We start from the raw sequence: 21,158 nt of genomic DNA on the forward strand, positions 1-21,158 counted from the left end.
TCCGTATTCTGTTAATTCCTACCTGTATGTATAAGTCATCTGGAAAACGAGAAATATGTTTATCAATTAAGATTCGCCTTTTTCATATTTGCTATGTATTATCAATTATATAAGGAAATTACGGAACTATACAGGAGGGGCTCAGAATGAAACGAATTGTTCCACATATCCGAATTGAAAATTGTAGAGAAGAGGTCGCTTATTATCAACAAGTATTTGGTGGTGAGATAAAAAACGCACAGTTATCCGACGGCATCGACATGTTTAAAGGGCATGAAGGAAAATATATTCATGCGGAATTGCATATTAATGAACATTGCATCTTATATTTTGCCGATTTATTTGGGGACGAACCTGTTAAAGACAGCAACCTATTACTTGGTCCAGACCTTGAAAGCGAAGAAGAAATCAGCAAAATCTACAACAAACTTGCAGCCGATGGCGAAATTAAGATGCCATTACAGGATACCTTCTGGGGCGCAAAACATGCGATTATCAAAGATAGAAACGGAATTTCCTGGGAGTTAAATTATACCAAATAGGATTTTATTTATCCACAATTGGATATCTCTTAAAGGCCTTAATCAAAAATTGTGGATAGAGAAACCATTATCCACAATTTTTTTATTTTTAATATCGCCGATGGATTATTTGCTAAGTTTTCTCACTAACAATCTACGTACCTTTTTCATATTTAATTTTAATGCTTCAGCTTCTGAAAATAATCCATAATTCCCAGTGAACTAACCTGCATATCTAAATTTATCAAAATATATACTTCGTGGTCATCATCAATTCCTTGTCCCCGTAACTTTTTGCGAATACGTCCCATTAACCTTGCTGCTAGCTCATCATAGCCCTTACCTTCAGCAAATACTCGCTCCCCTTCTTCGACAAAGATTGATAGCCATTTTGAAACCTGCTGTAATGCTACATCAACATACTCTGTCATTCCAAAATGTCCAAAATAAATTCGATTTAGATTCAGTTCACGAATCCGCTTAATCGATGTCTCCATTGCACTTGGATCAAAATGATTTGGCGAGGTGGATGGTAAAAAAAAGTCAACCCCATTTCTGCTTAATTGTGCATAGCGAACCCCTACCGTATCACCGGTAAACATTCCATTACTTGTCGGATCATAAATACTGAAGTGGTGTTTCGCATGTCCTGGTGTGTCGTAAAATTTCAAATTACAGTTAGGTCCAATCTCCAGCGTATCGCCTTCTGTTTTCGTTATTATATGATCTTCTGGAACAGGAATAATTGGATCAAACAACTCAGCAAAGCTATCCCCATAAATCGCTCTTGCCCCAGCTGCTAATTTCCTTGGATTGATAAGATGCCTTTCCCCTCTAGGATGGACAACAACTTTTGCATTCGGACATTCCCTAAGAAGTAACCCAGCCCCACCTGCATGATCAAGGTGAATATGCGTGACAATGATGTACCTTACATCTTCTAATGAAAGCCCAAGTGCCTCTAACCCCCTTTTAACATGTTTAATCGACGGGCTTGGCCCAGTTTCAATCAATGTCAGTGCCTCTTCTTGAATTACATAAGCACCCGTTCGACCTGCCACCCCTAAGTCATGTCCATCAATTAGGGAAATTCGATTATCAATTTGAATTGGTTTTTTCTCCTCCATCAAGATCCCTCCGTCATTATTTTTCTCCATCGTAGCATATTTTACCAATCTTATCTTGAGAAAAAGTTAAGTTTAATTTGTGCATAACAAAATCAATACAGCTCAAACTAACCATGACTTTTAAAAGGAGGGAATTTATTTGCAAAATCAACAGCAAAACCAACAATTTCAGGGCTCGTCACAAATACCAGCAAATATTAGCCATGGTGGGCATGAGGTCATTGATGCACATGAGGCAATCAGTGGTTTAATTGGTACGTTAGAACATTATTATCTTTATGAATCCCATATTCAAGATCCAGAGTTAAAAACAATGCTCACTCGACAAAAGGACTATTTAACACAGATGTATAACACCATTGTTGAGGCACTAAAAACCGGAAGTGAACCAGCAATTAAAACGCAAACCTATAATATGGCTGCAAGCAATAATACACTTTATGGCATGCAACCAACACAACCTAAAACACCTGCTCAATCGGCCAACGAAATAAATGACCAATGTATCTCTGGATTTTGGCTGGGGCATTTAAAAGCATCATCATCCGCGTTTCCAATGACAGCACTTGAAATATCAAATCCTGTATTAAGAAGAGTATTTGCAGACAGCGTCCCGAATTTAATTGAAATGGCATTTGAAGTATATTTATATCAGAACAAGCATCATTATTATCAAGTACCACAGTTGAAACAAGAGGATATGCAAAATTATATAAATGCATTCGCACCAGTGCAAAGTACAATGCAGCATTAATGTTAAGTAACGGGGAGTCCATGATGTTGGGCTCCCTTACCTTTTTGTAAAAAATAATTTAAGGATAGTACTCTAAAATTGGAGGACAAAGTTTTTCGGGGAAATACGAATCCTTATAATAAGCTATCCGTAATATGATTAATATAGTCGAGAGGATGAGGAGAAATGAACAATCACGAAATTGATTACAAACTACATGGAGACGATATGCAATTTGTCGAGGTAGAGCTCGATCCACAAGAAACGGTAATCGCTGAAGCAGGAAGTTTAATGATGATGGATGACGAGATTCGCATGGAAACGATCTTCGGTGATGGTTCCAGCAAGGATCAAGGTGGATTGATGGGGAAATTACTTGGTGCCGGGAAACGAGTAATCACTGGCGAAAGCTTATTTATGACCACATTCACAAATCAAGGCGTCGGTAAGAAGCATGTGTCCTTTGCTGCACCATATCCTGGTAAAATAATTCCAATGGATTTGAGTGAAATGGATGGGAAATTAATCTGTCAAAAGGATTCATTTCTTGCTGCTGCTAAAGGGGTGGCAGTTGGTATTGAGTTCCAGCGTAAAATTGGGACCGGCTTCTTTGGTGGCGAAGGATTCATTATGCAGAAGCTCGAAGGTGATGGTTTAGCCTTTGTTCATGCAGGTGGTACGATTCATAAAAGAGAGCTTCAGGCTGGGGAAACATTACGCGTCGATACTGGCTGCCTTGTTGCAATGACAGGTGACATCGATTATAATATCGAATTCGTCGGCGGCGTAAAGACAGCATTATTCGGTGGTGAAGGATTATTCTTCGCGACATTACGAGGACCAGGAACCGTTTGGATTCAGTCTCTTCCATTCAGTAGACTTGCGAGCAGAGTATTTGCTGCAGCACCGGGAAGAGGTGGTTCAAAGGATGAAGGCAGTATCGCCGGAGGATTATTCGATTTCTTTGGTGGCGATAGAAGCAGATAAGATCTATTACCAGTTAATGGTGTGCGATTCTGGGTAATAGTAGAAACATTTTTGCACATACTATCCATGAAAATCCTACACAAAGAGGTGGATGGCATGGGTAGAGATGACCATAATAAATCAAAGAATAACTTCTTGGCACAGACACCGAAACAGCAACTGGTAACCGATGGAATTGATGTAGAATTCTCTGCGGAATTTGCTGATGAGGATGATAAAGTAGCGCAAGCAAGAAGTAGAGCCGCGGATCAACGAGTGAAAGGAAAGAGGCCGAAGTTGTGACGCTTTTCTTATGATTAGTCGGGATGATTGACTATCCCATAAATGTTGGCTTTCGTCTAAACGCCTTATCGTCATTTAATAGAACATTTTTTGTTTTATCCCTTTGCTTAGATTTTCATTTGGATAAAGAGCGACCCATTATCATATAGGTCGCTTTTTATCTTTGCAAGCGTATTTTCCATTATGTGATGTATTTGACAGACATGCCAAATATGCAGTACATTAGGAATAACAATGGATTAAAGGGATTGATCAATGATGAGCAATAAGAGTGTGGATGATTATCTAACAGATGGAATTTACGGTACACGACTTCCGAAAGATGATGAACGCAAGCAATTTTTAGGTACCCTCCGCGAGCGAATTGTAATCGCCTTAACAATTGGGCAAGTAATGACTGACAAAGGACTCGGAAAATTAGAAGAGGCGATGAAGAATAATACGCAGGCCAAGCTACTTATCAATGGGCATGTCGCTAATAAATTTTTAAAAGAAGAAAAGGCACTGGCAGATAAATATCATATTCCATATACGACGATTACAGACGAAGAAAGTGAAACCGATATTGGAGCTGTTTTGACTTACGATTACGCGATTGATAAAGAGGACATTTTTATCAAAGAAGAAGTAGAAAATGAACCAAAATTATCACCAGAAGATAAACCTACTTCTTTTATAGCTAAATTGAAGCATTGGTTCGGAGCTTCTGAAAAATAATTTCAATTGTCCCCTATTCACAGTTTAGGGGAATTTTTATTTAATGCTATTAAACTTCATACTTAAAGGGGGCATATTCATGAATGCAACATTCTATAAATTAGTAGTAAGAAAGTTTTTTTACTTTCTTTACTATTAAGATTGATTTGAACATCCTCTATTCATATTTTCTGAAAAAATAGGAATAATAATGTTGGGAGGTGTCGTTATGAGTAAGCCCTATCGTTGTCCTAACTGTAAAACAAATAGCTCGCGATTTAATATGATCGAGCAAGTAGCTACACCAGTAAAATTAGATTCGCAAACTGGTGAGCTCATCAATGAATATTCAGATGAGAATGTTGAGGTATTTCATAATCTATATCAAGGACCAAAGTACAGAATCCAATGCGCATCATGTGGACTTGTCGAGGATGAGCATACATTCATCCAATTCGCTTCGTATAATAGTAAATAAATCTTATAGGGTAATTGTAACATCGCTTAGGATCGTGGGCGGTGTTTTTTATTTACGAATTATCAGTAACCTTGCTGGTATATACCGTTGTCAATTAACATTTAATTGATAGCAGGTTGCGCTTATTAGTTAAGATAATCGAAATTTACCTCAACCTCTGGTACACTTAATATATCAAATGATGGAGGGATTTTATGCGACTCAAAGATAAGAAAGTAATTGCACTTGTTGAGCATGACTTTGAAGATTTAGAGCTTTGGTATCCTGTACTGCGCCTGCGTGAAGAAGGGGCACAAGTAGATTTAGTTGGAAAAGAAGCAAATCATAAATATATCGGTAAATATGGCGTACCAGCAGAATCAGATTATGCATTCACTGACATTATTGCTGCTGATTATGATGCTATCCTTGTACCTGGAGGATGGGCTCCTGATAAATTACGACGTTATCCTGAAGTATTGAACTTTGTTCGTGAAATGGATGCGGCGAAGAAGCCAATTGGACAGATTTGTCATGCTGGATGGGTACTTATTTCAGCCGATATTTTACAAGGAAAGAAAGTAACGAGCACGCCTGGAATCAAAGATGACATGACAAATGCAGGTTCAACATGGTTGGACGAAGCAGTCGTTATTGACGGACATATTATTTCAAGTCGCCGCCCGCCTGATTTACCACCATATGTAAAAGCATTTGCAGATGTATTAGCAGAGCAATAAAATAGACGAATCCTACGTAGATTACGTAGGATTCGCTTTTGTGATTGCCTGTCACTTTCCGAAGTTTGTCGAATATCAGTGGGAAAATGGTGGATATCAGCCTATCCACATCATATATCAGTATTTTTGATCTAGCATCTATAAAAGAAAGGAGAATATACTTGAAGATAGTTTCAATTGAACCAACTCCAAGTCCACATTCAATGAAGATTAATGTTAACGAGGAATTATCAGCAGGAGAGAATTTTAACTATAAGCAGGATGATGATTTGGCCAATGCACCCGACTATGTAAAAAGACTATTCGAAATTGAAGGTGTCAAGAACCTCTATCGTGTTGTAGATTTCATCGCGTTGGCAAGAAATCCAAAGATTCCGTGGGAAAGTATTTTACCAGAGGTTCGCAAAGCCCTTGGCAGCGAAGATGAGGATGAGGAAAACCTAATTTTGCAGGCTGTCCATAATACAAAAGATGCCTATGGTGAAATAAAAGTCTTTATTCAATTATTTCGCAATATCCCAATGCAAGTTAAATTAGAAGACGGCAACGAGGAAAAACGCTTTGGACTTCCTGAAAGATTCACAAATGCAATTTTGGCAGCATCTCCCTCCTCACCAAACGTTATCCTAGATCGAAAATGGATCGAACAGCATCCTAGATATGGATCCATGGAAGAAATCGGCAATGATGTTGTTGAGGAAATAAGTGCAAGCTACGATCAGGTCCGCTTAGATAACCTTGTAGAACTAGCATTCAAGACTGTGGATTCTGCGGAAATTAAAGAAGTTAAGAAGAAAAATCAAATTTCAATTAAGGAACTAGATAATCCAGATTGGAAAGTACGTTTTGCTGCACTTGATCGATTCATTCCTAGCTATGAAAATTTGCCATTGCTGGAAAAAGCATTAGATGACGAAAAGGCATCGATTCGCAGACTAGCTACCGCTTATCTTGGCATGATTGAAGAGCCCGAGGTTCTCCCTTATTTGTATAAAGCATTGAATGATAAAGCAATCAATGTGCGACGTACTGCAGGAGATTGCATCTCCGATTTAGGCTTTAAAGAAGCAATGCCGCAAATGATTAAGTCTTTAGGTGATTCAAGTAGAATTGTCCGCTGGCGAGCAGCGATGTATTTGTATGAAGTTGGAGACGAATCAGCAATCCCAGCTCTCGAAACTGCAATTGATGATCCTGAATTCGAAGTGCGCATGCAAATAAAAATGGCATTAGAACGAATCAAAGGTGGAGAGGATGCTATGGGTTCTGTCTGGCATCAAATGACACAAGCGACGAAAGGAAGCTAACATGAGCGCGGGCTCGGTTAGCTTTTTTGTGTGCATTTATGACATTGAGCGGAACTCGTAGTGATATGTGTTTTCTCCTGCAGATATCTCTGCTTCTCCTGCTGATTTTATGTTTCTCTTGCCGATATCTTTGCTTCTCCTGCTGATTTAATTTCTCTCCTGCCGATATCGATCCGTTCCCGTTGATATTCCACTCTTCCTACTGATAATACGTCGTGACTGCCAATATTATCCTCACCAATTCCTTTACACAAGGAAAGCGTTTCCATATAATATAAATTAGTATCATTGGTTAGGAGGAACTGTATGAATCCAGTTAAAGAAGGAACATTATTATGGAAACCTGATAAAAAAAGAATACAGCATTCCAATCTGTATCATTATATGGCTTGGCTAAAGCAGCATAAGAATTTGGTGTTCAATGACTATTCATCGCTTTGGAAGTGGTCTGTTAGTGACATCGAAGCATTTTGGGAATCAATTATGCAATATACCGATATCCATACGAAGAATGCCTATACTTCTGTTTTATCCACCCATACAATGCCTGGAGCTCAGTGGTTTTCAGGCGAAAGCATTAATTATACCGAACATATTTTCCGAAATCGTGATGAGAATAAACCAGCAATTATTCATACTTCAGAAACACGCAAATCTTCAGAAGCTACGTGGAAGCAACTTTATCAGGATACAGCTGCTCTCCAGCAAACATTAAAGAATTTAGGAGTGAAAAAGGGTGATCGTGTCGTCGCCTATATCGCCAATATATATGAAAGTGTGGTTGCCTTTCTCGCTACGGCTAGTCTCGGCGCAATTTGGTCGAGCGCGTCACCCGATTTTGGAACGCAAAGTGTCATTGATCGCTTTCAGCAAATTGAGCCGAAAGTGCTAATTACGATCGATGGGTACCAATATGCTGGAAAAGTATTTAATCGCAGGAAAGTCGTAGAAAATATACAAGCAAATCTGCCAACATTGGAAGCGACAATCGCGATTCCATATTTAGATACAAATGCCAGCTTCGACGAATTACAAAAAGTGACGCTCTGGAGTGAGGCCACCCAGGCCAATGAAACCCCTAACTTAACATATGAACATGTCCCCTTCAATGATCCGCTTTGGATTTTATTTTCTTCGGGGACGACCGGGAAGCCAAAACCAATTGTCCAAAGTCAGGGTGGGATTCTACTTGAGCATCTAAAGACGGTTACTTTGCATGTAGATTTGCATGAAGATGACCGCTTCTTTTGGTATACGACAACTGGATGGATGATGTGGAATCTGCCAGTAAGCGGACTACTAAAAGGTAGTACGATTATATTATATGATGGAAGCCCTACATACCCTGATAATCGCGTACTATGGAAGCTTGCTGAAGAAACGAAGATGACAGTATTTGGCACAAGCGCAAGCTACATTACAGCCTGCATGAAGGATGGAGTTCAGCCTGGGAATGAATTCAATCTAACCCACCTAAAGAATATTAGCTCCACAGGATCCCCATTACCTCCTGAAGCTTTTGTGTGGTGCTATGAAAATATTAAAAAAGATCTCTGGATTGCTTCTATTAGTGGTGGAACCGATGTTTGTACGGCATTTATTCTTGGAGCACCAATTTTACCGGTATTTGCTGGAGAATTACAGTGCCGCGGGCTCGGTGCGAAAATCGAGAGCTATAATCAAGCAGGAAAATCGCAACTAGAAGACATTGGTGAACTCGTGTTAACAGAACCATTTCCATCGATGCCAATTTACTTTTGGAATGACCAAGCAGGTAATCGCCTCCATGAAAGCTATTTTGACGTCTTCCCGGGAATTTGGTGTCATGGTGATTATTTGAAAGTTACCAAGCGGGAGACCTGTGTCATTTATGGACGCTCCGATGCAACAATTAATCGCGGTGGCATTCGAATAGGCACGAGTGAAATCTATCGTGCTGTTGACCAAGTAAAAGAAATTTTGGATAGTTTAATTGTAGATATCCCAAGGAATAATGCTGATTCAGTTACGCCCCTTTTTGTCGTAATGAAAGAAGGATACACATTAACACCAGAAATAAAAAAAGAAATAAAAAGGCAAATCCGAACACAGTGTTCCCCGCGCCATCTTCCAACTGGGGTTTATCAGGTCAGTGATATACCGAAAACCTTGAACGGCAAAAAATTAGAAATTCCAATTAAAAAAATTCTAATGGGTGAGCCTGTAGACAAGGTAATAAACAAAGGATCCATCAGCAATGAAGAAGCGCTCGATTATTTTATCCAATTCGCCAAGCAACATTTGCTTCATGATTAAAAAATGAAGGCAGATAAGAAAATACCACGCTCTCTAATTAAAGGGTTCCGTTTTGAGGTGCCTATTAATTAAATGACAGATCAACTGACGTATGAATTGGCATACGTCAGTTTTGTTGCTATATCAACGATTAGCGGTTAAATTCGGTTTTTTTGGCAACCGAATACCTCATTTATTTTATATAGGACAATAGATATTGTACGTATAAAAACTGGTGTCAATTGCGCTGTCATTTTAGAGAAAGTACTATTATTTTCTTTAACACATAAAGGACCCCTATTAAGAGATCCTGGTCAATTTTCTTATTAAAGCGCCCGATGATTGAACAAAGGAATATGGGCCGGCCTTGTGCCAGAACAGAATGAAAGTGCAGGTAAGAGGAAATCGGCCAAGACCAAAAAAAGGAAACAAGTATTTAGGCTCTGATTAATGGAAACAGCTCATTCATTTCACCAATCAATGCCACTCCAAGAGGGTTGCAACTTTCGCAACAGAACAATTTGGCCAAGATGATACGTATCGTGCATCATGATATTGCTGAGTAAACGCTCAACAGAGTAACTGTTAGCTGCATACGGAGCTGTTAACTTTTCATCGTCAAGGTCCGCAATGACGGTTTTTAATTTATTCATGACTTCATAAAGGCGCTGCACTGTCTTGGACCACCCAATTTCGTCTTCTGAATCCCCCGGATTTCCAAAGGTTTCATCATTTCCTTCTGCATTATGCGGATTCTCTGTGCCCTTAATTCAATGGATCACGTCTTCATTCCAAAATATCAAGTGGTTGACAATCTGCCAAATCGAATTGCTGTTTCCCGAACTTGTCCATGCTGCCTCGGCTGCGATGACTCCATGAAGCACCTGATCCATGGAAGCAAACCACTCATTCTTATAGCAATGCATGTCGAGTTGTTCTAAGAACATTTTGGCTACAACTTGCATAAAACCAATCCCCTCACTGTTATTGTAATCTTTCAAAGTTAAAAGTCATGAAAAAATGTTCTCAATGAAATCCTCCAATCATTTATTTTGAGAATACAACAAAACCAAGTTCACTATAACTTATTCTACTGATCCAGTTTAAATTCCTTCTTCATGTACCTGACTAGAATTGCTTTTATTTCAAATAACCCTATATTCTTTAATAATAGGCTCTGTTATAGTTTGATGTTGAGTTTACACTGTGTTACAACGAAACACTGCACCCCTTTAGATAAAATATCCAAAGTGGATAAAACGGTACAACTTTATTTTAACTGCTTTTTCTTCATTCTTGTGCCCAGTATGATAAAGGCGACATAGATTACGATGGCAATCGAATCTATAATCGTATCCTTAAGCCCTGAAACATCAAAGAATGCCGTTACACCAAGAATAGCCATCAATCGGACGATCAGGATTGCTACAATCAACCATGCTGAAAACTGGATTTTTGATTGATCAGTTTGGAATGACATGTAGATGAAAGCAATGCCAAAGACCAGATTCTCCACCGTGATGACATGCCAGACATACGTGAATATTGTCTGGGTACCCACGGATATCGTTTCAATGTTGAGTGTGGGTAGCACAGCGGACTGCCCGTTCCATGCGTGTGTAAAGGCAAACAGTATCGCAAGGACGCCTGCAATCAGATAATAAAAATTCGTAATCTTGATGTTCATCACAACCTTCCTTAGAAATTCCTGGTTCCTTCTTTCTCTTTTTATTTTTTCTTTATATTCTAATTTATATCTTAAAATTGATTTAATGAACGTTACTTCAAATAAAGTGGCTCATTTCGGTGACTTTGTCATTTTATAACACTAGTCAACGACGTTAGCGTTTAAGTGTATCTCTTCACAATTAACTTAATGAAATATTCAATTAATTATCGTCATTATAACAAAAACCCGCCTAAAACCTAGACGAGTTTTATCTGTCAATAAATTGGTCAACTTCGATGTTATTTGAGGGCTGTTTTTAAGAAATGCACCTCAATACAGAATCCTATACTCTCTTATATACCTCTTCTATTTTACCTGTAGGATTTTAATATCTCCAGACCTTGCCTTTAGTATGATCGGATTTTCTCCTGAACCAATACTTCCTTCTAATCTATGTTTAGCTTGTCCCTCTATTTGCAATGGGAGATTTGTTCTTATTTTTCCAGACCTTGTTTTCGCGTTGATTGTAGCATTCAGCTTTTCTGAGGAGATTTCAACCGTTATGTCGCCACTACTTGTTTCGATATCATATGCCGCTTCATCCACTGTAGAAAATTCTACATCTCCAGAGCTAGATTCTGCTTTCACATTTCCCTGAAAGCTGCGAACATTAATTTCGCCTGAGGATGTTCTTACACTTGTTTGTTCTGTCATCAAGTAGTCTGCTGCTATATCACCTGAATTGGCGCGAAGTGATGCCGTATTGACAATTACTTTCTCCAATTCCATTTCTCCTGAAGAGGTTTCTATTTCGAGAGATTTCCCATGGAGATTCTTTACAACAATATCTCCCGAACTAGCAGATCCATGAATCACATTACTAGAAATATTTTTTAACTTTGCTTCACCAGAGGATGTTTCAAAGGACAGTTTCTCTACCTCGCTGTCTTTCAAAGATAGATCTCCCGAGGATGCGATAATACTAGCTTGCTTTGATAAAATACGGACAGCTTCCATATCCCCAGATTCAGTTTGCATTGAGATTGATTCGGTAATAATGTTCGAAATTTCAACATCACCCGAACCTGTTCTTATTTCCCAGTTATCTGCAATCTCCTTTGGTAAAGTCAGTTGCAAGCGGGCATTTGAAAAATGAATCGAAAATAAACCATGGTTCCGATTTTGCTCTTTAACTTTAATTTCAAGGCGTCCATCCACTATCTTTGTTTCCAAGAAAGGTCCATCCTCATATGTTTCAAAATAGAGAGCAATCCCCGACGCTTCGTGTGTTAAAACTTCGACATTCGTTTGACCTGTTGAAATCCCAAGATGCTGTAACTTATCTATGTCAAACGTTTCTTCCTCAATAATTGGTGGTGCTGAACGTTTCAACAAATTTATCGTCTTCATAATCCACACTCCATCTTTTATTATCAATACACTGTCTTCATTTTAGCGAACTTTTGATTAGATAAGGAACCAGCCCACGGTTGATTTTCCCTCCGTCCAGAGATGGATATCTTAATTAAAACTACTATTCTGCTTCTGTGTAATTAAACTAACAGATACATAAGCAATAAGTGCGAGCAGAATCGACGATACAACAGAGTGCATCCCGAATGGCTGAGGATAATACGTTTCAAAGATAATGTAGAACACAATCCCGACAATACTTGAGGACATCGCCCCATACTTATTCCCTTTACGCCAGTATAACCCACCAATGATTGGCCAAATAAATGCTGCTTCTAATCCACCCATGGAGAACAAGTTTAACCAAATAATCAAATCAGGTGGATGGAGTGACATTAATACGACAATAATACCTAAAACGGTTGTCACGCCCATACTTAAGCGTCTTATCCCTGATTCAGATACTTTTGGATTGATATAATTTATATAGACATCCTTTACAACTGTTGAGCTAACTAAGATCAGTAACGCATTAACCGTCGACATGATAGCCGCCATCGGTGCCGCTAAAACGATACCTGCAAGCCAAGGCGGGAGCACCTCCATAGAAATAAGTGGCATCACGGTATCTCCTACTTCGATTCCGGGTAAAATTGGTCTAGCGAATACACCAATAAGATGCATATTTAACATAATAAAGCCAACAACAACGGTGCTAATCACGATGCCACGATGTAGTGATTTTGAGTTTTTATAGGACATCGCACGTACGGCAATTTGCGGAAGTGCTACAACCCCTACCCCAACAAGGACCCAAAAGGAGGAAACATATTGTGGTGTCAAATCCGCATTTGCACCAAATGGCGTAATTAAATTTGGATTCTCTGCTGCTAAGTCTGAGATAATAGCGGGAATACCTCCACCAGCAATGATTACCCCAACTAATAAAATTAACGTACCAATAAACATGACACTACCTTGAATCGTATCGGTAATCGCAACCGCACGAAATCCACCAATAATAACATAAATTAGGACAGATGCTGTAAAAATAAACAAAGCAGTTATGTACGGTAATCCAGTTAATGATTGAATTAAACGTCCCCCACCAATCCACTGCGCAGACATCGCGGAGAAGAGAAAGATAATAATACTTATAGCAGATATGAGGACAACCCATTTTGATTGATAGCGATCCTTCAAAAAATCAACGATTGTAACAGCATTATATTTGCGCGTTATGATGGCGAACTTTTTTCCTAGGATCATTAATACAAAATATCCTGTTACAACCTGCGACATCGAAAGCAGGACCCACCCCAGACCTTGATTATACGCCGCTCCTGGTCCGCTGAGGAAACTGCTGGCGCTGCCATACGTCGATACTAACGTCATCGCTAGGACAAATCCACCTAAGCTCCGCCCACCTAAAAAATATTCTTGTAAAAAGGAATCACTCGATTTAACATGCCTTGCAGCCCATACTCCAACAATAAACACGATAACTAAAAATAATAGCAAAGGTAAAATTACTTGCCAGTTCATTTATCCTCATTCTCCTCATCATCATCGAATGGAACATCCACGAAAAAATACTTTACTGCTATGATTACTAGTACTACCATTACGATAAACCCCACGACGCAACTATAAAAAAACCAGTTTGGCAAACCAAACGTATAGGAATAGTTACTAGGATCTTGTCCACCTAATCCATACGCAAATCCAAACCACCAAATAAAATTAAAGATGACTAGCCCAACACCAATTAGAGCCTCGCGATTGGCTATTTTAAAACGATAATCATTTTTATCGGTATCTTCTTTCTTCAACAGTATTGCCCCCTCTAAAAATCATTCCAAGAAACGATTCAGCTTTTTTTACATAGTATCAATTATAGCAAGTAGAAGAAAAATGTAAATAATGAGCTATTTTTAAAAATGATTTTTAAGAATAGTTTGCCAATTTATGAACCTTATTATATATTTGAAATATATTGGAAGAGAGTATATAATGAAGGTTCTGCAGGGATTTTTCGGGGCTATGGTATAATGGGATTACACTTGAATGGCATTCAAGTAATCGGGGTTCAATTCCCCGTGGCTCCATCTTAATTATTGTAATATAAAAGACTAGCAAGACACATTCTTCAGGTGTCTTGCTAGTCTTTTTTTTTTAGAGTTTCATTGTTGGACAGGAGGAACTATCGGTAGAAGCGGTTCACGAGCTTTTTCCTGATAAAGTGAAACTTCATTCAGTGGGAGTTTTCATTATTCCCACTGAATGTTAGTTGAACAGAATCGGGAATTTGACTTTCTGTTGATCCCCCACTTACAATTCTTGTTTTTTCCCGAATTCTTTTCGTTAAGGGTCTTACAACCAGTTAATTCGGGATAAATGGATTGGTGTGCTGGCAAGTAGTCGATTATATTGATGTGGGACCAATATTCAATACAACAACAAAGCTTGATGCTAAATCTGCTGTTGGTCTGGAATGGATAACAACATTAAGAAGGCATTTTCCTGATCTCCCAATTGTCTTGATTACAACAGAAAATGCCACCTCTACCCTATTCTTGCAAACTGCGAAATATAAATTCCCTCCGCTACCTCAACTTCGTCATTTTTTTCAAAGCCTAACTTTTCATATAGTTTAATTGCAGGGTGATTCTTTGAACCCGTACTAACAAGGAGCCTCCTACCATTTGCACAATGAATAATCTCTAGTAATAGAGACTTAGCGATACCTTTCCTGAAGTATTTAGGTTTGACGACAAGACGGCAAATATCAACCTCCAATTCCGTTTCCACATACGAAATTAATCCTACTATTTCTTTATCCAACATAAATCCCACAAAAGTTTCTTGCGATGCCATGATTTCTCCCACGGTATCGCTTAGCTGAGGGATACCATGAAATCCAATAAGATCTGCTTCTATTTCATATGCTGTAATTTGAATAGCAAGTATCCATTTAGCAATCTGTTTATTTCGGTTATTTAGTGTTCGAATCATTCATAACTCCCCTATTCATCCATTACCCTTGTTATACATGATCTTCATGGAAAAGCAAACTTATAAAGTGAAACTAACATCATCGTTTTAATGATTGATTGTCCACTCCTCACGCAATCTGCTTGCATAAAATAATAATATGCCAATAAATTGTGAAGGAGGTGATTACTTGTCAGAAAAAAAAGGAATATACTCCTCTTCTCGTAGCCATTCGCACGCTTTTGAACCATTTATTAGCCCCAACCCTATAACCTCATTTAATCCTGTTCAACGTTATCCTAAAATAGACAAAACCGTATTTGTGAGTCAGTTTTCCAGTGTTATAGGTGATGTTACCATAAAAAACAATGTTTATGTAGCACCTAATGTTAGTATACGTGCGGATGAAGGAACTCCTTTTCACATCAGTTCTAATACAAATATCCAGGATGGCGTCATTTTACATGGTTTATTAAATCGAAGAATTTTAGTTGGAAGTAAAAGGTATTCTATATTCATTGGAAATCAAGTGTCCATCGCTCATGGCGCACTTGTACATGGTCCATGTTTTATCGGCGACAAAGTATTTGTTGGTTTTAACGCCATTGTTTATAATGCTATTGTTGGGGAAGGCTCATTTATTTCTTATAATGCAGTCGTAACAAATGGCGTTCGGATTCTACCCAACAGTTTCGTCCCACCTGGAGCTAATATTGATTCTCAAGAGAAAGCTAACGCACTTTCACGAGTACCAGAGGATAGTAAGGAATTTGCACGCGAAGTTCAGCGCGTCAATCAGGAATTCCCCGCATCCTATCAGTTGTTATTTGGGAAAAATCGTTGCTCCTGTGGAATTTCCTATGATTAACATTAAAATAGATGCGTTACTGTAATAATCATTTGAAATTAACCTCAATAAATAGCCTAGTTGAACTAGGCTATTTTAATAGACAAAAACATCATTGTGACATTTTACCAGACTGATACACATTCTTTATATAAGATTATCCCATCTTTTTCGATATAGCATTTCTCATATTTGCCGATATTTTCTAAGTGCAACGATGTTTAATATCATGAACAATACAGAAAAGCCAATTAGGGAGAGGATATTGATATAGATTTCACTCCAGCCATACCCTCTAACCATTACATCTCGTAATGCATCTGCAGCATAATACAGCGGAGTGAACGGTCCAACCCAACTTAACCAATTCGAAATCGTTTCTAAATTAAATAATCCCGAGAAGAAAATCTGCGGAATAACCACAATCGGAATGAATTGAATCATTTGTAACTCATTATTTGCAAAAGAGGAAATCAATATTCCTAGGGTCAACGCAGTCAGAGCAAGTGCCAGTGTGATGATGAGCACATAAATAAACGTTCCTTCCATCATCATATCCAGCACATAAATTGCATACCAAGCAATAATGGTGGATTGAATCATCGTGAAAATCCCAAAACCAAACACATAACCCATCACAATTTCCCATTTCCGTATTGGAGTTGATAGCAATCTTTCAAGTGTACCTGTTGTACGCTCTCTAATAAATGAAACCCCTGCGATTAGAAAGACAAAGAAAAAGACAAAAAATCCAAGTAATACCGGTCCAAAATAATCAAATGACCCCATATCGCTGGAACCATGTAAATAATCCACTTCAAGCGCACTTGTATTTCCATTTTGCTGGAGCTTCACAAATGCCGATTGGATCCATTTTAATGTTGCACCATTTACACTCGGATCACTACCTTCAAGGAAAACAGAAGGCACTTGCCTTTCTAACACAATATATCCATCTATATCTTGGTTTATCAGGTCTTTATTTGCTTCCCCTTCATTGCTGTACTCCGTTATTACTGCATCCTTCAATTCCATTTGTTCCGTGATCATTTCAGGGAGACCAACAAAGCCAATTTTGGGAACATAATCATCCCCGTTAAAAACTAAATGCAGCATTGTCAGTACCAGAATAGGTGCAAAAATGAGCAATGCTAATGTCCGCTTATCTCGAATAATTTGCCGTAGAATCCTGATTGTTAGCGCCATAGCCCTCATCTTAAGCACCTCCATAGATAAGAAAAGCGTCTTCAATTGTCTTGGCATTAGTTTCCTTCTTCAGTTCCTCGGGTGTGCCAACTGCAATCATCATTCCGTCACGCATCAACCCTAAGCGACCACACTTTTCCGCCTCATCCATTACATGTGTGGTGACAATAATCGTTGTTCCCTTATGATTTAATTCATAAAATGCTTCCCATATACTTTTCCTTAGTACCGGATCAATGCCAACAGTCGGTTCATCAAGTATCAACATTTCTGGTTCATGTAGAAGTGCAATCGCAAGCGACAGCCTCCGCTTCATCCCACCAGAATAATTCCTTACAGGCTTATGAAGATGCTCCCTTAAATTCACAATCTGCATCACTTCACTAATTCTCTGTTTCTGCTTTTTCCCTTTCAGCCCATAAAGACTAGCAAAAAACTGTAGATTTTCATTTGCGGTTAAATCCTCGTACAGGGCATCAGCTTGTGCCATATACCCTACTCTCTCCATTAGTTTCAACGATGGCATCTTCTCTTGGAAGAGATAATTTTCTCCAGAGGTTGGCACATCAAGTCCAGCCAATTCTTTTACCAATGTCGATTTCCCAGCACCTGAGGGTCCTAGAAGGCCAAATATTTCACCCTCGTTGATTTCTAAATTAATATTCTTTAATACTTCGTGTTTTCCAAATTGCTTTGACACCTGACGAATCGATATACAGGCATTTTCATTTTCCATCTGTATTCACCCTTTCTAAAGTAGTAAGTAATTACTTTTATTTTTTTATCCTCTAACAAAGGGGCTGAGTAAATGCCCTTGTCGAATATCATCGTGACATTTGTTTATATTAATGTTCAGCCCATTTATCTCGAATTAACTGGCTGTAAGACCCCCACTTAATGGGGCTTCACTTTATCAGTCCAGTCCCATATATCAGCCTTCTTTAACCACATTCAACTTTATGCATAAGGGATTTTTCTTCCTTCAATTAGTGCCTTTAAATTTGCCAAGGACTCATTAAACCCTGCTGAATTAATAGTTACGCTGATTCCATCCTTTTCAGAATGTAAATGAAAAGTAAGCAAAAACTGTTGTTCATCCAAATAAACAGAAAACTCCTTATACGGGGTGACAGCATGAATTGTCATCGACATTGGGTAGGACTCAGATAAATTATTATGAACACTAGGCATTAATGTGAATGTAATCTTCTCCCCTTCTTTAAGGTGGGGTATTTCCCATGGTGAACCTAGTGCATACCATTGTTGAAGTTTCTTCTCATTTGTAATGGCATCCCATATCATTTCAATCCCTCCATTAATAATGGGTTTCACTTTTATCTTCTGATGTCCTCATAATTTACCCTCCATTTTTATTTTATCTATATTTATTCTATACTAACTGCAGCGACTGTAGCTAAAATTATTACGTCAAAAATTATTTTGAAAACAATCCTTGACCTTGACGCAGCGTAAACCTTTATCATTATAATTGTCAGGAGGGGTACAAATGGAATATACGGTTAAAAAGCTAGCACAGCTATCGGGAATAAGTGGGAGAACGCTTCGTTACTATGATCAGATTGGATTATTGAAGCCGTCAAGAATTAATTCATCCGGTTATCGTATTTATGGGCAGAAAGAGGTTGATCTGCTGCAGCAGATTTTATTCTACCGTGAATTAGAAATAGGACTCGAAGAAATCATGAACATTATACAAGACCCGCATTTTAATCAAACCGAAGCATTGAAAGACCATTATAAGAAACTAATGCAGAAGAGAGCCCACCTTGACAATCTTATGGCTACTGTCGAAAAGACGATTGGAAGTTTTGAAGGAGGAATACCGATGCAGGATAAAGAAAAATTCGCAGCATTTAAAGAGAATATGATGGATGAGAATGAGAAAAAATATGGAATAGAAATTCGTGAAAAATACGGCGAAGATACTGTTAATGCAAGTAATGCTAAACTTCGCGGGATGTCTGAAGAGGATTTCGAAGCAATGAATAAATTAAGTGAGGAAATATTTTTATTGCTTGAGCAAGCATTTGCAACTGGGGATCCAGCTTCAGAGATAGCACAGGAGCTTGCAGCAAAGCATAAAGCGTGGTTAATGTTTTCATGGCCGAGTTATTCTAAAGAAGCACATGCTGGACTTGCAGAAATGTATGTTGCTGATGAACGCTTTACAGCTTATTATGACAAACAGGTTGCAGGAGGTACAAAGTTTCTGCGTGATGCAATATTGATTTATTTAGGTATAAAATAATATATCCAGTATGGACCTTCACTTAGTGATTGACAAATTATTGAGATCCAAATGAAATTAGGAATAGCAAGGATGATTAATTCATTTCCTGCTATTCCTATTATTTTATTCTTCTAACCTTCTTCTATAAACAAAATAATACATACTAAGCGGCCACCAGAGTACCGCAAAGATTGGATAGATCGCCCAAATCGTATGCTTTGTTGAGACAGCATTTACAGTGATAAAAAATATACTGACGAATAAACTGGCATGAATAGCATACTTAAAATAGCTTTTTCTCGACACATGATAAATCGTTAACGGCCACCATAATACAGCAAACGCGGGGAATATCACCCATGGATAGCCTGGTTCAAGGAAAATATTTAACATTAAATAATAGATAATAAAAATTGCACTTCCAATGAGTGAAATAGTAAAGTTACCTGCACGTTTCTCTAAAATCATTAAAATTGGCCACCATAGGATCAGAAATACTGCATATAAAGCCCATGGGTATTCTGGTGTCTCCAGATAATTTTCCATAACGAGAAAGATAATAATAATTGCACTGCATAATATAGAGAAGAGCTTGTGCAACTTGTTTTTCATACAGTATAACCCAACTGGCCATAGCAGCAGTCCAATGGAAGGATAAATAAACCAAATATGTTCTGGACTAGTTAATAGATTTACAATGATTAAAAAGGCAATCGTCATGAAACTACCTGCAACCGTAAAGCCAACACCATATTTTCTCATATCATCGCTCCTTAATTTGCTCGCTTCCAAATGAAATACATTGCTAACGGCCACCATAATACAGCAAATGTTGGATACACAAACCAGATGACATCAGGTGTGTAATAAAAGTTCATAAAGACAAATAATGCGATAGTGATTACACTCCCCCAGAGGGAAAATCCTAAATTTAATTTCGTCATATTTTTCTTAACTGGACGCTTTACGCCAAGTTCATTTTTCAAATCTAGAATATCACCGAACTCAACAATCGCTTTGTTAATCGCATCTTCCTCAGCTTTCCCTTGCTCCATGAGGTCCCACACTTTTTCCTCTAAATTTTCCAATACTTCCTCCATGATCGCGGTTTTCTGCTCGCTATCCGAAATTTCCTTAAATAGTTCATCAACATGGACCTTCAATTGTTTCAATCCAATCCCTCCATAAATAGATCAATAATATTCTTTGTTACTTTCCATTCCTCTATAGATTCCTTTAAATATGCTTTTCCAAGTGTTGTTATCCTGTAATACTTTCGTTTTCCACCTCTTGATACACTCCCAAAATAGGATTCAATTAATTCTTTTTTCTCAAGCCGTTGAAATACAGCATATAATGTTGCTTCTTTAATTTGGTAACGATCATCTGTACGTAAACTAATCTCCTTCGATATTTCATAGCCATATCGATCCTTCTCTAGGATGAGACGCAAAATAATCGCATCCAAATGCCCTCTAATAATATCGCTTCTTATCAAATTGACACGTCCTTATTTCATTAATACTCTATCTGTTAGAGTAATTATATTCTACATTACTCTACCTGTCAAAGTAATTTTTCACAAATAAAAACCAAATTCATTTCAACAAATTAATCTGAAATGAATTTGGTATGAATACTCAACTCTATTGCT

27 protein-coding genes and 1 tRNA gene are annotated in these 21,158 nt (G+C 38.1%); 13 read left to right on the forward strand and 15 right to left on the reverse strand.

Annotation, left to right across the window (positions count from 1 at the left end):
* Positions 1 to 146 precede the first annotated feature (146 nt).
* Positions 147 to 542 (forward strand): VOC family protein, encoded by a 396-nt coding sequence (locus tag CWR48_RS03800; protein WP_115771718.1) that lies wholly within the window; start codon positions 147 to 149, stop codon positions 540 to 542.
* A 158-nt stretch (positions 543 to 700) separates the two neighbouring features.
* On the opposite strand, the gene CWR48_RS03805 is transcribed toward CWR48_RS03800, so the two are convergent.
* On the reverse strand, positions 701 to 1,648 hold the full coding sequence (locus CWR48_RS03805; protein WP_115771719.1) for an MBL fold metallo-hydrolase: 948 nt from the start codon (positions 1,646 to 1,648) through the stop codon (positions 701 to 703).
* A gap of 139 nt (positions 1,649 to 1,787) precedes the next feature.
* Between CWR48_RS03805 and CWR48_RS03810 the strand changes: the two genes are divergently transcribed.
* The 7 genes from CWR48_RS03810 (at position 1,788) to CWR48_RS03840 (ending at position 6,850) form a co-directional block, all read left to right on the forward strand.
* Entirely contained in the window at positions 1,788 to 2,402 is a 615-nt protein-coding gene (locus CWR48_RS03810) for a spore coat protein (RefSeq protein ID WP_115771720.1), read from the forward strand.
* A gap of 165 nt (positions 2,403 to 2,567) precedes the next feature.
* A complete protein-coding gene (locus CWR48_RS03815) occupies positions 2,568 to 3,368 on the forward strand; it encodes a TIGR00266 family protein (protein WP_115771721.1) in 801 nt (266 codons plus the stop codon).
* Between the two features lie 96 nt (positions 3,369 to 3,464).
* Positions 3,465 to 3,650: a YfhD family protein gene (locus CWR48_RS03820; protein WP_115771722.1), complete on the forward strand. Its 186-nt coding sequence runs from the start codon at positions 3,465 to 3,467 to the stop codon at positions 3,648 to 3,650.
* Between the two features lie 255 nt (positions 3,651 to 3,905).
* The gene (locus tag CWR48_RS03825) at positions 3,906 to 4,367 is read left to right on the forward strand and encodes a YueI family protein (RefSeq protein ID WP_342772431.1); all 462 of its coding nucleotides are present in this window, start codon (positions 3,906 to 3,908) and stop codon (positions 4,365 to 4,367) included.
* Between the two features lie 208 nt (positions 4,368 to 4,575).
* On the forward strand, positions 4,576 to 4,824 hold the full coding sequence (locus tag CWR48_RS03830; protein WP_115771723.1) for a DNA alkylation repair protein: 249 nt from the start codon (positions 4,576 to 4,578) through the stop codon (positions 4,822 to 4,824).
* A gap of 194 nt (positions 4,825 to 5,018) precedes the next feature.
* The gene (locus CWR48_RS03835; RefSeq protein ID WP_115771724.1) at positions 5,019 to 5,543 is read left to right on the forward strand and encodes a type 1 glutamine amidotransferase domain-containing protein; all 525 of its coding nucleotides are present in this window, start codon (positions 5,019 to 5,021) and stop codon (positions 5,541 to 5,543) included.
* Positions 5,544 to 5,704: 161 nt separating this feature from the next.
* Positions 5,705 to 6,850 carry a conserved virulence factor C family protein gene (locus tag CWR48_RS03840; protein WP_115771725.1) on the forward strand — a complete coding sequence of 382 codons (1,146 nt, stop codon included), beginning with the start codon at positions 5,705 to 5,707 and terminating at the stop codon, positions 6,848 to 6,850.
* Between the two features lie 107 nt (positions 6,851 to 6,957).
* Here the strand turns inward: CWR48_RS03840 and CWR48_RS20300 are convergent, their stop codons facing one another.
* A complete protein-coding gene (locus CWR48_RS20300; RefSeq protein ID WP_170140691.1) occupies positions 6,958 to 7,104 on the reverse strand; it encodes a hypothetical protein in 147 nt (48 codons plus the stop codon).
* Positions 7,105 to 7,156: 52 nt separating this feature from the next.
* On the opposite strand from CWR48_RS20300, the gene CWR48_RS03845 reads away from it, so the two are divergent.
* Complete coding sequence (locus CWR48_RS03845) at positions 7,157 to 9,145, forward strand: acetoacetate--CoA ligase (RefSeq protein ID WP_115771726.1); 1,989 nt, start codon at positions 7,157 to 7,159, stop codon at positions 9,143 to 9,145.
* Positions 9,146 to 9,594: 449 nt separating this feature from the next.
* Here the strand turns inward: CWR48_RS03845 and CWR48_RS20715 are convergent, their stop codons facing one another.
* The 6 genes from CWR48_RS20715 to CWR48_RS03870 all read right to left on the reverse strand — a co-directional run bounded on the left by CWR48_RS20715 (position 9,595) and on the right by CWR48_RS03870 (position 14,038).
* A complete protein-coding gene (locus tag CWR48_RS20715; RefSeq protein WP_245976711.1) occupies positions 9,595 to 9,798 on the reverse strand; it encodes a hypothetical protein in 204 nt (67 codons plus the stop codon).
* 96 nt (positions 9,799 to 9,894) lie between these two features.
* On the reverse strand, positions 9,895 to 10,089 hold the full coding sequence (locus tag CWR48_RS20720) for a hypothetical protein (protein WP_245976712.1): 195 nt from the start codon (positions 10,087 to 10,089) through the stop codon (positions 9,895 to 9,897).
* Positions 10,090 to 10,394: 305 nt separating this feature from the next.
* On the reverse strand, positions 10,395 to 10,811 hold the full coding sequence (locus CWR48_RS03855) for a hypothetical protein (protein WP_211316696.1): 417 nt from the start codon (positions 10,809 to 10,811) through the stop codon (positions 10,395 to 10,397).
* Positions 10,812 to 11,159: 348 nt separating this feature from the next.
* A complete protein-coding gene (locus CWR48_RS03860) occupies positions 11,160 to 12,203 on the reverse strand; it encodes a DUF4097 family beta strand repeat-containing protein (protein ID WP_115771727.1) in 1,044 nt (347 codons plus the stop codon).
* A 111-nt stretch (positions 12,204 to 12,314) separates the two neighbouring features.
* Positions 12,315 to 13,751: a sodium/pantothenate symporter gene (gene panF, locus CWR48_RS03865; protein WP_115771728.1), complete on the reverse strand. Its 1,437-nt coding sequence runs from the start codon at positions 13,749 to 13,751 to the stop codon at positions 12,315 to 12,317.
* Complete coding sequence (locus CWR48_RS03870) at positions 13,748 to 14,038, reverse strand: YhdT family protein (protein WP_245976713.1); 291 nt, start codon at positions 14,036 to 14,038, stop codon at positions 13,748 to 13,750. Before CWR48_RS03870 ends, panF begins: the two co-directional genes overlap by 4 nt.
* A 205-nt stretch (positions 14,039 to 14,243) precedes the next feature.
* Here CWR48_RS03870 and CWR48_RS03875 point away from each other — a divergent pair.
* Positions 14,244 to 14,314: transfer RNA gene (locus CWR48_RS03875), tRNA-Ala, on the forward strand.
* Positions 14,315 to 14,611: 297 nt separating this feature from the next.
* Positions 14,612 to 14,863, forward strand: coding sequence for a thiamine phosphate synthase (locus CWR48_RS03880; RefSeq protein ID WP_281270239.1), 252 nt, complete (start codon positions 14,612 to 14,614; stop codon positions 14,861 to 14,863).
* On the opposite strand, the gene CWR48_RS03885 is transcribed toward CWR48_RS03880, so the two are convergent.
* Positions 14,772 to 15,221 carry a GNAT family N-acetyltransferase gene (locus CWR48_RS03885; RefSeq protein WP_115771731.1) on the reverse strand — a complete coding sequence of 150 codons (450 nt, stop codon included), beginning with the start codon at positions 15,219 to 15,221 and terminating at the stop codon, positions 14,772 to 14,774. The genes CWR48_RS03880 and CWR48_RS03885 overlap by 92 nt on opposite strands.
* A gap of 169 nt (positions 15,222 to 15,390) precedes the next feature.
* Between CWR48_RS03885 and CWR48_RS03890 the strand changes: the two genes are divergently transcribed.
* Complete coding sequence (locus CWR48_RS03890; protein WP_245976714.1) at positions 15,391 to 16,068, forward strand: LbetaH domain-containing protein; 678 nt, start codon at positions 15,391 to 15,393, stop codon at positions 16,066 to 16,068.
* A 165-nt stretch (positions 16,069 to 16,233) separates the two neighbouring features.
* Here the strand turns inward: CWR48_RS03890 and CWR48_RS03895 are convergent, their stop codons facing one another.
* The 3 genes from CWR48_RS03895 to CWR48_RS03905 form a co-directional block, all read right to left on the reverse strand.
* Positions 16,234 to 17,262 (reverse strand): ABC transporter permease, encoded by a 1,029-nt coding sequence (locus CWR48_RS03895; protein ID WP_115771733.1) that lies wholly within the window; start codon positions 17,260 to 17,262, stop codon positions 16,234 to 16,236.
* A 1-nt stretch (position 17,263) separates the two neighbouring features.
* A complete protein-coding gene (locus tag CWR48_RS03900) occupies positions 17,264 to 17,989 on the reverse strand; it encodes an ABC transporter ATP-binding protein (protein WP_115771734.1) in 726 nt (241 codons plus the stop codon).
* A gap of 221 nt (positions 17,990 to 18,210) precedes the next feature.
* The gene (locus CWR48_RS03905) at positions 18,211 to 18,555 is read right to left on the reverse strand and encodes an SRPBCC family protein (RefSeq protein ID WP_115771735.1); all 345 of its coding nucleotides are present in this window, start codon (positions 18,553 to 18,555) and stop codon (positions 18,211 to 18,213) included.
* A 205-nt stretch (positions 18,556 to 18,760) separates the two neighbouring features.
* Here CWR48_RS03905 and CWR48_RS03910 point away from each other — a divergent pair, with 205 nt between their 5' ends.
* Positions 18,761 to 19,522 carry a MerR family transcriptional regulator gene (locus CWR48_RS03910; RefSeq protein ID WP_115771736.1) on the forward strand — a complete coding sequence of 254 codons (762 nt, stop codon included), beginning with the start codon at positions 18,761 to 18,763 and terminating at the stop codon, positions 19,520 to 19,522.
* Between the two features lie 105 nt (positions 19,523 to 19,627).
* On the opposite strand, the gene CWR48_RS03915 is transcribed toward CWR48_RS03910, so the two are convergent.
* From CWR48_RS03915 to CWR48_RS03925, 3 genes are read right to left on the reverse strand one after another with little or no spacing between them, the layout of a single operon-like run.
* Positions 19,628 to 20,266 carry a hypothetical protein gene (locus CWR48_RS03915; RefSeq protein ID WP_115771737.1) on the reverse strand — a complete coding sequence of 213 codons (639 nt, stop codon included), beginning with the start codon at positions 20,264 to 20,266 and terminating at the stop codon, positions 19,628 to 19,630.
* An 11-nt stretch (positions 20,267 to 20,277) separates the two neighbouring features.
* The gene (locus tag CWR48_RS03920) at positions 20,278 to 20,676 is read right to left on the reverse strand and encodes a permease prefix domain 1-containing protein (protein WP_115771738.1); all 399 of its coding nucleotides are present in this window, start codon (positions 20,674 to 20,676) and stop codon (positions 20,278 to 20,280) included.
* Positions 20,673 to 21,002, reverse strand: a complete 330-nt coding sequence (locus CWR48_RS03925) for a PadR family transcriptional regulator (RefSeq protein ID WP_115771739.1) — start codon at positions 21,000 to 21,002, stop codon at positions 20,673 to 20,675. The genes CWR48_RS03920 and CWR48_RS03925 overlap by 4 nt, the downstream gene beginning before the upstream one ends.
* Between the last annotated feature and the right edge of the window lie 156 nt (positions 21,003 to 21,158).

The sequence above is a fragment of the Oceanobacillus arenosus genome (assembly GCF_003369575.1).
GTDB classification, from domain to species: Bacteria; Bacillota; Bacilli; order Bacillales; family Amphibacillaceae; genus Oceanobacillus; species Oceanobacillus arenosus.